The sequence below is a fragment of the Finegoldia dalianensis genome (genome assembly GCF_046255015.1).
Taxonomy (GTDB): domain Bacteria; phylum Bacillota; class Clostridia; order Tissierellales; family Peptoniphilaceae; genus Finegoldia; species Finegoldia magna.
In genome coordinates this window covers 153,889-166,973 of the sequence record NZ_JBDLBQ010000006.1, presented here as the reverse complement: position 1 = coordinate 166,973, position 13,085 = coordinate 153,889, and the positions used below count along the sequence as shown (strand labels likewise).

Annotated in this window: 11 protein-coding genes; all 11 read right to left on the bottom strand. The window is 32.7% G+C overall.

Features of this window, described 5'->3' with window-relative positions:
- Nucleotides 1-31 precede the first annotated feature (31 nt).
- The 11 genes from lpdA to argF all read right to left on the bottom strand — a co-directional run bounded on the left by lpdA (nt 32) and on the right by argF (nt 13,085).
- Nucleotides 32-1,441: a dihydrolipoyl dehydrogenase gene (gene lpdA / locus ABDJ34_RS07710; RefSeq protein ID WP_412701938.1), complete on the bottom strand. Its 1,410-nt coding sequence runs from the start codon at nt 1,439-1,441 to the stop codon at nt 32-34.
- Nucleotides 1,441-2,895: an aminomethyl-transferring glycine dehydrogenase subunit GcvPB gene (gene gcvPB, locus ABDJ34_RS07705; RefSeq protein ID WP_412701937.1), complete on the bottom strand. Its 1,455-nt coding sequence runs from the start codon at nt 2,893-2,895 to the stop codon at nt 1,441-1,443. Before gcvPB ends, lpdA begins: the two co-directional genes overlap by 1 nt.
- A 1-nt stretch (nt 2,896) precedes the next feature.
- A complete protein-coding gene (gene gcvPA / locus ABDJ34_RS07700) occupies nt 2,897-4,243 on the bottom strand; it encodes an aminomethyl-transferring glycine dehydrogenase subunit GcvPA (RefSeq protein ID WP_094223289.1) in 1,347 nt (448 codons plus the stop codon).
- Nucleotides 4,243-4,623 (bottom strand): glycine cleavage system protein GcvH, encoded by a 381-nt coding sequence (gene gcvH, locus ABDJ34_RS07695; protein WP_094224483.1) that lies wholly within the window; start codon nt 4,621-4,623, stop codon nt 4,243-4,245. The genes gcvPA and gcvH overlap by 1 nt, the downstream gene beginning before the upstream one ends.
- A gap of 12 nt (nt 4,624-4,635) precedes the next feature.
- Entirely contained in the window at nt 4,636-5,736 is a 1,101-nt protein-coding gene (gene gcvT, locus ABDJ34_RS07690) for a glycine cleavage system aminomethyltransferase GcvT (RefSeq protein ID WP_094209537.1), read from the bottom strand.
- 156 nt (nt 5,737-5,892) lie between these two features.
- Nucleotides 5,893-7,557 (bottom strand): formate--tetrahydrofolate ligase, encoded by a 1,665-nt coding sequence (locus ABDJ34_RS07685; protein WP_316523881.1) that lies wholly within the window; start codon nt 7,555-7,557, stop codon nt 5,893-5,895.
- A gap of 180 nt (nt 7,558-7,737) precedes the next feature.
- Nucleotides 7,738-8,931 (bottom strand): FprA family A-type flavoprotein, encoded by a 1,194-nt coding sequence (locus ABDJ34_RS07680; RefSeq protein WP_412701936.1) that lies wholly within the window; start codon nt 8,929-8,931, stop codon nt 7,738-7,740.
- A 22-nt stretch (nt 8,932-8,953) separates the two neighbouring features.
- Nucleotides 8,954-9,781, bottom strand: a complete 828-nt coding sequence (locus tag ABDJ34_RS07675; RefSeq protein WP_412701935.1) for a tRNA 2-thiocytidine biosynthesis TtcA family protein — start codon at nt 9,779-9,781, stop codon at nt 8,954-8,956.
- Nucleotides 9,756-10,589 carry an MBL fold metallo-hydrolase gene (locus ABDJ34_RS07670; RefSeq protein ID WP_412701934.1) on the bottom strand — a complete coding sequence of 278 codons (834 nt, stop codon included), beginning with the start codon at nt 10,587-10,589 and terminating at the stop codon, nt 9,756-9,758. The genes ABDJ34_RS07675 and ABDJ34_RS07670 overlap by 26 nt, the downstream gene beginning before the upstream one ends.
- Before the next feature lie 99 nt (nt 10,590-10,688).
- The gene (locus ABDJ34_RS07665) at nt 10,689-11,915 is read right to left on the bottom strand and encodes an O-antigen ligase family protein (protein ID WP_412701933.1); all 1,227 of its coding nucleotides are present in this window, start codon (nt 11,913-11,915) and stop codon (nt 10,689-10,691) included.
- Between the two features lie 180 nt (nt 11,916-12,095).
- Complete coding sequence (gene argF, locus ABDJ34_RS07660; protein ID WP_094223285.1) at nt 12,096-13,085, bottom strand: ornithine carbamoyltransferase; 990 nt, start codon at nt 13,083-13,085, stop codon at nt 12,096-12,098.

Below are 13,085 nucleotides of genomic sequence, written 5' to 3'. Positions count from 1 at the left end.
TTCTCTCGGAAATTAAATACGAGGATTCAATTTATTTGTTAGGGTTTGGCGTATTGATAGATAAACCTTCTAATTGTTCGACAGAATCCATAAACACTTCACTAATAGTTGGGTGAGCGTAAATCATTGCTGATAAACCTTCAACTCCAACGTTATTGTTCATCGCAATTGCTGCGAAGTGAATTAATGTGGATGCATCGTGGCCAATTATATGGCAACCTAAAATCTTAGATAAATCTTTTGTAGCAACTATCTTTACAAAACCTTCTGTAGCATTCAAACTCAATGCTTTACCATTTGCTTGATACATAAATTTGCTTGTTACATAATCTATGTTTTGTTCTTTTGCTTTTTCTTCTGTTAAACCAACAGAAGCTATTTCAGGAACAGTAAATACAACTGCTGGAACTACATCCATGTTGATGTTTTTTTCCTTACCTGCAAATTCTCTCACAAGATTTTTACCTTGATTACTTGCAACGTGAGCTAATTGAGTGTTCTTGTACACACAATCGCCAATGGAATAAATACCTTCGACATTTGTTTGAAGATTTTCATCGACAACAATAGCATTCTTTTCAGTTTTAATATCTGTGTTTTCAATTCCTAGATTATCTATATTGCTGCTTCTTCCACTTGCTACAAGAACGTAATCTGCATAAGTTTCTTGGAATTTATCTTTGCCAACTTTTTGACTAATGATTTTAAGTTTTCCGTCTTCTTCAACTATTTTCTTAGCATATACTCCTGTTACAAACTTCAAAGTATCGCTTTTTAGAATAGATTTTAGACGTTTTTGGATCTCGCCATCTTCAGTTTTCAACAGTTTGTTACCAACTACAGTAACTTCTGTTCCGAATTGTGAATAGATTGATGCAAATTCCATTCCTATTACGCCAGTTCCAATAACAACCATTGATTTTGGAATTTCTTCTAATTCCAAAAGTCCAGTTGATGTCAAAACTTTAGGATGGTCAATACCTTCAATATTTGTTGGCTTATAGTCTTTGGATCCAGTAGCTATGATAATTTTATCAGCTGTAAGTTCTTTGGTTTCTCCTTCCAAAGTCTTCACAATAACTGTTTTATTATCCTTAAAGCTAGCTTCTCCTCTAATAAAAGTTAAATTATCGTAAGTTTTGAAAAGGTATTCAACACCACTTCTAAGTCTTTCGATAATTTCCGTTTTCCTTTGTTTAATTTTATCGGCTAATAATTTATGGTCATTAACTTCAATTCCAAAAGTTTCTGATTCTTTAATTTCTTTGTACAAATCAGCAATTTTCCATAAAGTTTTAGTAGGTATACATCCTCTGTTCAAGCATGTACCACCTACTTCAGCTTTTTCGATTAAAGTTACATTTAAACCGAGCTGGCATGCCCTGATGGCTGTTTCATAGCCACCAGGTCCAGCGCCGATAATAATGATATCTTTAGTCATTATTCTCCTTTTTTGTAAGTCAATATTAACTTCTTAGCAGCTTCTGTTTCATCAGGTCTTCTAACAACAGTTGAAATAGGTGCTTCTAATAATATATCTTTGTTTTCTCTTGCTTCTTGTGCAATTTGTTTCATTGCAGCTACGAATTCGTCAAGAGTTTGTTTTGGTTCAGTTTCAGTAGGTTCTACCATTAATGCTTCATGAACGATTAATGGGAAGTATACTGTTGGTGGATGGAATCCCATATCTAACAGTCTCTTAGCTACATCCAATGTCTTAACTTGACCATCGCAATCATCCTTTAATCCGCCTAATACGAATTCGTGTTTACAGATGAAGTCGTGTGGTAAGTTGTAATCGTCTTTTAATTGAGCTTGTAGATAGTTTGCATTCAATACTGCTGTAGTAGATGCACATTTCAATCCGTCACTACCCATAGTTAGGATATAAGTCAACGCTCTCATTAAAATTCCGAAGTGACCTTGGAAGTCTTTCATTCTACCAATAGAATGTTCCATGCTATAATCTAAGAAATATTTATCTCCATCTTTTTCAACAATTGGTTTTGGTAAATAATCTCTTAAGAATTTCTTAACACCTACAGGACCTGCACCTGGACCTCCACCACCGTGTGGTGTAGAGAATGTTTTGTGAACATTGAAGTGGATTGCATCGAATCCCATGTCCCCTGGTCTTGCGTGTCCTAAAATGGCATTAGCATTAGCTCCATCATAGTATAGTAATCCGCCAGCTTCGTGAACTATTTCAGCGATTTCTTTGATTTTAGTTTCAAATAAACCTAAAGTGTTAGGGTTAGTTAACATCAAACCAGCAGTTTTTTCGTTTACAACTTTTCTTAAGTCTTCAACGTCAACTACACCTTTTTCGTTTGATTTAACTTCTACTACTTTGTATCCTGCCATTGCAGCTGTTGCTGGGTTAGTACCGTGAGCTGAGTCCGGAACTATGATTTCATTCTTTTCAGAATTACCATTAACTTCGTGGTATTTCTTGAAAATTGTAATAGCAGTGATTTCACCATGAGCACCTGCTGCTGGTTGTAATGTCATATAATCCATTGCAGAGATTTCGCATAGTGATTTTTGTAAAGTATACATCGCTTCCAATGCACCTTGAACTTGGTAGTCATCTTGTTTTGGGTGAAGACGTGCAAGTTTTGGGTTCGCTATGATTTCTTCATTTATTTTAGGGTTGTACTTCATTGTACAAGATCCTAATGGATACATACCTGTATCTACGCCGAAGTTTAGAGTTGAAAGATTAGTATAGTGACGAACTACGTCAACTTCACTAACTTCTGGTAAATCTAATTCTTCATTTGATAAAAATTCTTCAGGAATTAAGTTATCTTTTTCTTCTACGTCTAATTCAGGAAGTTTATATCCAGTTCTACCTGGTTGTGATAATTCAAATATTAACTTGTTATAAGCCATATTATAATACCTCCTTAACTGCTGCTACAAAATTGTCCATTTCTTCTTTTGTTCTCTTTTCTGTTACAGCAATAATTAAACCATTGCCACATCCATCTGTAGCTTCTTTAATGCTAATTCCAGCTAAGAATCCTTTATCAAATAATGCTTTCTTAACTTCTTCAGTGTCTTTGTCAAAACCGATAGTGAATTCATCAAAGAATGGTTTTTCACTAAGAACTTTAACTTTGTCTATTTTCTTTAATTCTTCAAATAGATAGTGAGCTTTTTGTAATGATTGAGTTGCTACTTCTTTAATACCAGTTTTACCTAAAAGTGATAAATAAATACTTGCTGCAAGTAAGTTAACACCTTGGTTTGAACAGATATTTGAAGTTGCTCTATCACGTTTAATGTGTTGTTCTCTTGCTGAAAGTGTTAAAACAAATGATCTCTTACCGTCTTCGTCAGTAGTTTGTCCTACAACACGGCCAGGGAATTTTCTAACAAATTCATCAGTAAAACACATATATCCTAAATAAGGTCCACCATATTGTAAGTTTACTCCGAATTGTTGAGCTTCACCTACAACAACGTCAACATTATATTCAGCTGGTTTTTTTAACAAACCTAAACTCATAGGATCTGCTGACATTATCAAGTAGTTTTTCTTGATAGAGTGAGTTAACTCTTCATATTTTTTAACATCTTCGATATATCCGTAATAGTTTGGAGATTGAACGATAACTGTACCTACTTCGTCAGTCATCATTTTTTCCAATTCGTCCATATCTGTTAGTAAATCTTTCATTGGGATAAATTCTACTTCAACTTTCCTATCGTGACAATAAGTCAACAATATTTCTTTTGCTGAAGGACTAACTGTATTAGCGCATAGAATTTTTGATTTTTTGGACTTTTGGATAGTCATCAAAGCTGCTTCTGTGATAGCTGTTCCACCATCGTATAAAGAAGCGTTTGATATTGGCATACCAGTAAGGTTAGCCATCATTGTTTGATATTCAAAAATATAGGAAAGAGTACCTTGGCTTATTTCTGGTTGGTATGGTGTATATGAAGTGTAGAATTCACTTCTGCTTGCCATTGCTGGAATAACAGAAGGAACGTATCTATCATAAGCTCCACCACCTAAGAAACAAACCTTATCATCAGTAGATGTGTTCTTAGCAAAAATTTCGTCGAAATATCTTCTAACTTCAACTTCACTTTTTGCTTTTGGTATGTTAAGTTCTCCTTTGAATTGAACATTTTCAGGAATATCTGAATATAGTTCATCAGTAGAGGAAATGCCAATTGTTTTTAGCATTTCCTCAATTTCTTGATCAGTAATTGAGATGTATGGATACATTATAATTCTCCTAAGAATTTTTCGTATTCATCAGCAGTCATTAATTTTGATTCATCGAAGTCTTCGAATTTAACCTTAGCAATCCAGCTTTCATATGGAGCTTTGTTGATGTTGCCTGGTTCATCATCTAATTCTTCATTAGCTTCTACGATTGTACAAGCAAATGGAGTGTAAACTTCTGATGCTGCTTTTACAGATTCAACACTTGCTACAGATTCTTCTGCATCAATTTCATCATCAACATCTGGTAATTCAACGTATACGATGTCTCCTAAACTGTCTTGTGCGTAATCTGCAAGACCAATTTCATAAACGTCTCCGTCTACTTTAATCCATTCATGATCTTTTGTGTAAAATAAATCTTTTGCTACTTCTGCCATTTTCTTTTCCCCCTATTTTCTATCCAAAAATTTTCTTTTAACAACTGTTGCTTTAGCTGGTTTATTTCTGATAATAACATCAACTTCATCACCTAATGCTACAGCTGATTTATCTACAAATGCGTTTGCTAAACATACGCCCAATGTTGGTGAAAGGTATCCTGTAGTTACTTTACCGATAGTTTTACCATCCTTTTGAACTTCAGCACCTTGTCTTGCAATACGTTTGCTTTGCATTTCGATACCAATAAGTTTCTTGTCGATTCCAGCATCAACTTTTTCTTGAGTTTTAGCTTTACCAACGAAGTCGTCTTTGTCCATTTTAACTGCAAATTTCAATCCAACTTCTAATGGAGATACTTCATCTGCAAGTTCATTTCCATATAAAGGCATTGCTGCTTCAAATCTCAATGTATCTCTACATCCAAGACCACATGGTTTAACACCTAAGTCTTTTCCTTTTTCTAATAATTCATTCCATAAGTCTACAATTGCTTCTGCAGTTGCATAAACTTCGAATCCATCTTCACCAGTATAACCAGTTCTAGAAATTAATACATCATATTCTTTGTATTTAATGTCTTTTACAAAATGATAGTATTCAATTTTTGAAAGATCAAATTCAACTAATCTTTGTAATAATTCTTCAGCCTTAGGACCTTGAATAGCGATTTCTGCAACAGAGTCACTGATGTTTTTTAGTTCAACATCGAACTTATCTACATATTTAGAGATATGTTTAAAGTCTTTTTCAGTGTTGGCTGCGTTAGGAACCATTAAAAAGTCTTCATCGTTGTTTTTGTAAACTAATAAGTCATCAACCATTCCACCATCTTCATGTAATAATAAAGAATATTGGATTTGACCATCAGCACATTTAGTGTAATCATTAGTGCAGACATAGTTGATGAATTTTAAAGCGTCTTTGCCTTTAACAGTAAATTCACCCATGTGGCTTACATCAAATAAACCAACGTTGTTTCTTACTGCTTCGTGTTCTTGTTGCAATCCTTCATAATCAACTGGTAAATAAAAACCAGCGAAGTCAACAACTTTTCCACCTAATTTTTTGTGTTCCTCATATAGAGGAGTTTTTTTTGTACTCATAAGCATCTCCTTTTACTTATAATCCTTTTCATAACTATTGTACCATAAAAGTTATTAGTATTTGTAACAAAATTTATTAATTCTGATAATAAATAAGCCTGAATTTATAGAAAATTTTTATAAATCATAATAAATTTACACAAATTCAGGCTTTGATTTTTTCTAGAATAATCCTACTACTGTACCGTCATCTAAAACATCGCATTTTTCTGCTGAAGGTACCTTTGGTAAACCTGGCATTGTCATTACAGAACCTAATAGTGCAACAACAAATCCAGCACCTCTTGAGATTTTGAAATCACTTACTGTAATTGTAAATCCAGTTGGAGCTCCGATTAATTTTTTATTATCAGAGAATGAGTATTGAGTCTTAGCCATACATACTGGATAATTGTCTAATCCTAATTCTTTGATTTGTTTTAATTTCTTCTTAGCTTTTGCACTAAATTCTACGCCGTCAGCTCTGTAGATTTCTTTTGCAATTTTTTCGATTTTTTCTTTGATTGGTAATTCAAGGTCATATAAGAATTCAAATTCGTTTTCTTCTTTTGTATTTTCAACAACGTATTCTGCTAATTCTTTTGCGCCTTCGCCACCTTCTGCCCATACATCACAGAAAATAGCTCTTGTTCCGTCTGCTTCAACCAATTCAGTTAATTTCTTAATTTCAGCATCAGTATCATTTGCGAATCTGTTGATTGCCACTACTACTGGAACTTTGTATTTCTTCATGTTTTCAATGTGACGTTTAAGGTTAGCATATCCTTTTTCCAAAGCTTCTACATTTTCAACTTTGTAATCTTCTGCTTCCCCGTGATGTTTTAAAGCTTTGATAGTAGCTACGATACATACCATGTTTGGATGTAAGTCGTTTCTACATTTGATATCGAAGAATTTTTCTGCTCCTAAGTCAGCACCGAAACCTGCTTCTGTAACAACATAATCTCCAAGCTTTAATCCTAATTTTGTAGCTATTACAGAGTTACATCCGTGTGCAATGTTGGCGAATGGTCCACCATGAATAATTGCTGGAGTGTGTTCTAATGTTTGAACTAAGTTTGGCTTGATAGCTTCTTTCATGATTAATGCTACAGCACCATCAGCTTTAACGTCTTTTGCGTAAACTGGTTTACCTTCTTTATCAAAAGCTATAAGAATGTTTCCAACTCTTTCTTTTAAGTCTTTCAAATCTTTTGCAAGACATAAAATAGCCATGATTTCACTTGCGACAGTTATTTCGAAACCATCTTGACGCATAACTCCATTACCCTTAGTTCCAACACCAATGATTATATCTCTTAATTCACGTTCGTTCATATCCATACATCTCTTAATTAAGATTTGCTTTGGATCGATGTTTAACGCATTACCTTGGTGAATGTGGTTATCCATCATTGCGCAAATTAAGTTGTTTGCAGTAGTGATTGCGTGGAAGTCACCTGTGAAGTGCATGTTGATTTCATCCATTGGTACTACTTGTGCATATCCACCACCAGCTGCTCCACCTTTCATACCAAAGTTTGGTCCTAAAGATGGTTCTCTTAAAACTGAAATAGCATTTTTGCCTATTTTGTTAAGTCCCATTGCCAAACCAACATTCATAGTTGTTTTACCTTCTCCTGTTGGAGTTGGGTTAATACTTGTCATCAAAATTAATTTACCATCTTTTTTGTCTTTGTTTTTTTCAAAAAGATTTAAATCTAATTTTGCCTTATATCTACCATATTGTTCGTAATCTTCTTCTGTTAATCCCATTTTTTCAGCGATAACACTGATTTTTTCTAATTTCGCTTTTTGAGCAATTTCTACATCTGTAGCCATAATCATTACCTCCAAATTTATTTATTAGCTATTATCCTAATAACCACTAAGCTATTTATACCCAACTTTATTCAATAATAACACTAAAAAACGCTTTTTTTTATTTTTTGATAATTATTATTAATTTAACACATTTTCAAATAAAAAAATAGAACCAATCAAATTAATGATTGGCTCTGAAGTTTATTATTTAATTTTCGCTGCGATTTCTTTTGCCATTTGTCTTAGACCTTGATCGTCTTCATCTTTCATGCGACCTTTTGCTTCTACAACAGTTTCTGTTGTTTCGAATTTTCCTTCTTCAACAAATTCTTTTAGATTTTTTACAGCGCCACCGCTCCATCCATAAGATCCAAATACAGAAACTACATGATTTTTCAATTTTTGCATTTTCAATACGTTCAATAAATTGCTCATCACAGGATATACAGTGTTGTTGTATGTGCAAGAACCTAATACTAATGATTTCTTTTCCCAGCAATTAGAAATTATATATGATTCATGAGTTTTACTTACATCAAATACTTCAATGTTTCTAACACCTTCAGCTGCTAAGTATCTAGCCAATTGGTCTGCCATCAATTCAGTGTTGCCATACATTGATGCATAAGCTATTACAACTCCTTCATTTACTTCATAAGTTGCCCATTTTGTATAATCTTCAACGATTTTTGAAGGTTGTTTTCTCCAAATACAACCATGAACAGGACATATTGTTTCGATTTCCAAAGAAGATAGTTTGTTAATAGCACGTACAGCCATTTGTGAGTATTTTCCAACGATATTTGTGTAATATCTTCTAAATTCTGTTCTTCTAACTTCGTAATCTAATTCATCATCAAATATTGCCCCATCATTAGTTCCGAATCCCCCAAAAATATCTTGTGAGAATAAAATTTTATTTTCAGCATCGTAACTAACCATTGATTCTGGCCAGTGAACCATAGCTGTTAAATAGAATGTTAATTTTCTATCTCCTAAATCTAATTCATCACCTTCTCCAACTTCGATAAAATGGTCAGAATCAATTTCAAAATAATCATTTAACATTGATCTTGTTTTCTTATTTCCAACGATTTTTAAATCTGGATAAAGGTCTAAAATTTGCGGAATTGAACCTGAATGATCTGGTTCTATGTGATGAATTACCAAATAATCTAATTTTCTATCTTTTAAAATAGCTTTAACATTATCGACAAATTCATCACTTTTGCTGACTTTTACAGTGTCCATCAAGCAAGTTTTTTCGCCTGTAAGTAAGTAAGAATTGTAAGCTACTCCATAAGGCAATGGCCACATGTTTTCAAAATATTCTGTTTGTCTGTCATTTACACCCAAGTAATATAAATTTTCTTGGATTTTAATTGGTTCTGTTCCCATATTTCCTCCTATAAATTAACAATTATAAATCATTTTCACCGTAAGTATCTAAAAAGTTATACTTTTCTCCATTATACTCATACCCAAGAATTCTGGATACATCAACATTTTCACTGGATTTAAATATTGAATTTTCTACATTAGTAAATCCTCTATCCGACAATTCTTCAATCAATAGTTTGATTTGTTTTCTCATAGATCCTTCTGTTTTCTTAGTTACAGAACAAGCACAATCTAAGGCTTTTAACCCTGAGTAATTCAACCAACTTTTTACAGATTCTTCTCTAATTAAATACATTGGTCTGATAAGTTCAATCCCTTCAAAGTTATTAGAGTGAAGCTTTGGCATCATAGTTTTATAATTTCCAGAACACAAAACATTCAATAAAATTGTTTCAATCACATCATCAAAATGATGTCCCAACGCCATTTTATTGCACCCAAGCTCTTTTGCTTTGGAATAAAGCGCACCTCTTCTCATTCTCGCACACATGTAGCACGGATTGTTCGATGAAATCTTCTCGCTAACACTAAATACATCAGTATCATACATGTGATAAGGAATGTTAAGTTTCTCAAAATTTTCTTTTTCAAGTCTAGTGTTTTCTTCGCTATAACCTGGATTCATCGCTATAAATTCAAGGTCAAAATTATTCATTCCGTGTTTTTGAAGTTCTTGAAATAATTTCGCAAGAAGCAAACTATCCTTGCCACCACTCATACACACGGCTATTTTGTCTCCATCTTGAATCAAATCATATTCTTTTATGGCCTTTATAAACTTCGACCAAATGTGTTTTCTATATTTTTTTATAATTGCTCTTTCAACTTCTTGTACAGTTCTTTGCATATATCTCCATTTTTTCTAAATCTACTATGTTACTAGGGCTATATCTTTCAGCTACTTCTAAACTCACAGCTTCTCCAACATCAAGTCCCAAACTCCTCAAATAATCTTCAACAGTACTTAGTGCTTTTCTTGGAGTATTATTCTCCTTACTCAAATGCGCTAATTGAATAACTTCGTGATTTCCTCTTAGAATATCTCCCAATAAGTACGCACACGAATCATTGGACAAATGTCCGTGATCTGACAATATTCTTTGTTTTAATGCTGGAGGATAACTCCCGTACTTTAGCATATCAACATCATGATTTGCTTCAATAAAAAAAAGATTCGAATCTTTAATTTCTTCATACACGCTATCTTCGATAATTCCAGTATCAGTAACTAAAGAAATTTTCTTGTCGTCCTTGCTAATCACATAACCACAACTATTTGCGCTATCGTGACTAGTTTTAATCGGTAAAACATCCAAATCTTTGAAATTAATATGTCTATTATTTTCGAAGATATAAATATTCTTATCATTTATCTTTCCAATCTTGCTATCCATTGCATACCAAGTTTCAGTATTTGCGATAATTGGCAAATCGTATCTTCTGCTCAACACGCCAATTCCTTTAATGTGGTCTGCGTGTTCATGAGTCACAAAGATTGCATCTAATTTACTTGGGTCTACATTTATATATTTAAGTAGGTTTTCAATAGTTTTACCACTAAAACCTGCATCGATTAATATTTTGGAGTGTTCTGTCTCTATATATTCGCTATTTCCACTTGAACCGCTAGATAACGAACAAAATTTAAAACTCATTCAAAATCCTCCTTATTTACTATTATAATTGATATTGAGTTTTTTTTAAAGTAAAAAAGATAGTTGGCAAATTTTACCAACTATCTTGAAGTTTTTATTTTATTTTTCGTAAATATTTTTTGTATTAAAAGATTTCTTATTCTTAAACAAACTTAATTCTGTAACTGGAACAGTTGATAATTCACCAACTCCTACCACAAATGTTAAAAATATGAACGAAGTTTGTGTCCAAAATATTGTAACATCCACCATACTGTGAATCATAACCATGATTATCATTGCTATAATCATTTTGGTGTATTTTTTTGAATACAGGCTTTTGATTTCTTTGAACAATTGACAGATAATTGGAACCAACAATCCTGCTCCTATCAATCCAAAATTAACCAAAATATCCAAATACAAATTGTGTGAGTGGACAATTGCACGATTTCTTATTGTAGCGTAAATATTGTGTATTCCTAGTGGCCCAACTCCTATTACAAAATTCTTCTTGAAAGCTTCAATAGCACTAATCCAAATAGATTTTCTAAGTCCCATATCAAAACCAATTTTGTCTATTCTTGGAATCAAATCCATTCTTCCAGCGGCAACAATTCCAACAAAACCCAATGCAAATAAAGAAATAATCGCAATAGTATACTTTCTTTTTTTCATCATAATTGTAAGAGCAAACACCGCTATGAAACTAGCAAACATCGCTCCTCTTGAATCTGTGATTAATAAAGTTAAAACGCTTAAAATCCCAACCACAAAAGAAAATAATCTTTCAAATGATTCTGTCGAAAAATATTTGTACGCACTGATTATCCCAACCAAAGAACAAACCATAGCATAATAATTTGCATTGAAAAAGAATGTTCCAACAGTAGTTCTATTCTCACTGATGTATTTCATAAATTGTGCGTAGTTGAATGAATTGTTCTTCAAAATTATCGAATACTGAGTCAATGTTATCAAAAAACAAAACGATGCAAACAACATTATAATTATCATACAATCTTCCATAAATTGTTCTGTCATATTTTTCCTGATAAAGAGCACAAATACGAAAAGCACAAACATTCCGACTGTCGCAAGTATTCCATAAGTATTGTTGAACACAATGCTCACTACTAACGAATAAACAGTGAAGATCAATCCAAACACAGACAGATTAGTCTTGTCAAAAATTTCCTTGAATTTATTTTGATAAACAAAATAAAACATATCCACTATCAAAACGCCGATACCAATATAAAACGGCATAAACATTGCAATAGCGGTCAACAGAATAAATTTTTGATCTGTAGTGTAATCTAATATTCTATTGTAAAAACTTTTCATATTTCACCTCTCATTCGTATCATTACTTATATAATATCAAAAATTCGTTATAATATACGTTTTTTGACAAATCGTAACTATTGACGATGACAAGATATTTTATCAAAAATTTGTGAATTTTGCAATATTTACAATAAAAAATGAGAGATAACCAAAAGCTATCTCTCAAAAATCTAAAATTTATTTATTGCCGATTGTTTCTACCATAACTGCTTTGATAGTGTGCATTCTGTTTTCAGCTTCATCAAATACTTTTGAATATTTGCTGTAGAATACTTCATCAGTTACTTCCATTTCTGACAAGCCAAATTTTTCGTGGATTTCACGACCAACTTTAGTTTCTAAGTTGTGGAAAGATGGTAAGCAGTGTAAGAAGATTACGTTAGGATTTTCAGTCATTTCGATTTTCTTCATATCTACTTGGTAATCTTTAAGTAAGTTGATTCTTTCTTCGAATTGATCTTCTTCACCCATTGATACCCAAACGTCAGTGTAGATTACATCTGCACCTTTTAGGCTATTGAAATCATCTGTAACTGTGATTTTAGCACCAGATTCTTTGGCAATTTCTTGGATAGAGTTCATCATTTCGTTTGATGGATGTAATTCTTTTGGTGCAAGATTTACAAATTCCATACCTAATTTAGCAGCTCCTATCATTAAAGAGTTTGCCATGTTGTTTCTACCATCACCAACATAAACGAATTTAACTTGGTCTAAGTTTTTGTGGATGTTTTCTTTTACAGTTAAAAAGTCTGCTAAGATTTGTGTTGGATGATAAATATCAGTTAAACCATTCCAAACTGGAACTGAAGAATATTTTGCTAATTCTTCTACAGTTGCATGGTCAAATCCTCTAAATTCGATACCATCGTAGAATCTTGATAATACTAAAGCAGAGTCTCTTACAGATTCTTTCTTACCGAATTGGCTATCATTCATACCTAAGAATGTTACATTACCGCCTTCATCATAACAAGCAGTTTCAAATGAACATCTTGTTCTAGTAGAAGTTTTTTCAAATAACAAAACAATGTTTTTGCCTTTTAAAGTTTCTCCTACAATACCCATTCTTTTCTTTTCTTTTAATGCAGCACTTACATTTAGTAAATGTTCGATTTCTTCTTTAGTGAAATCTTTTAAAGTTAAAAAATCTCTTCCTTTTAACAT

Bases quoted from the DNA above. Each gene is read 5' to 3' on its own strand.
- ABDJ34_RS07675 (WP_412701935.1), bottom strand. From the start codon at position 9,781: ATGCAAAGAACTGTACAAGAAGTTGAAAGAGCAATTATAAAAAAATAT.
- argF (WP_094223285.1), bottom strand. From the start codon at position 13,085: ATGTTAAAAGGAAGAGATTTTTTAACTTTAAAAGATTTCACTAAAGAA.
- gcvH (WP_094224483.1), bottom strand. From the start codon at position 4,623: ATGGCAGAAGTAGCAAAAGATTTATTTTACACAAAAGATCATGAATGG.
- ABDJ34_RS07665 (WP_412701933.1), bottom strand. From the start codon at position 11,915: ATGAAAAGTTTTTACAATAGAATATTAGATTACACTACAGATCAAAAA.
- ABDJ34_RS07685 (WP_316523881.1), bottom strand. From the start codon at position 7,557: ATGATTATGGCTACAGATGTAGAAATTGCTCAAAAAGCGAAATTAGAA.
- ABDJ34_RS07680 (WP_412701936.1), bottom strand. From the start codon at position 8,931: ATGGGAACAGAACCAATTAAAATCCAAGAAAATTTATATTACTTGGGT.
- lpdA (WP_412701938.1), bottom strand. From the start codon at position 1,441: ATGACTAAAGATATCATTATTATCGGCGCTGGACCTGGTGGCTATGAA.
- gcvPA (WP_094223289.1), bottom strand. From the start codon at position 4,243: ATGTATCCATACATCTCAATTACTGATCAAGAAATTGAGGAAATGCTA.
- ABDJ34_RS07670 (WP_412701934.1), bottom strand. From the start codon at position 10,589: ATGAGTTTTAAATTTTGTTCGTTATCTAGCGGTTCAAGTGGAAATAGC.
- gcvT (WP_094209537.1), bottom strand. From the start codon at position 5,736: ATGCTTATGAGTACAAAAAAAACTCCTCTATATGAGGAACACAAAAAA.
- gcvPB (WP_412701937.1), bottom strand. From the start codon at position 2,895: ATGGCTTATAACAAGTTAATATTTGAATTATCACAACCAGGTAGAACT.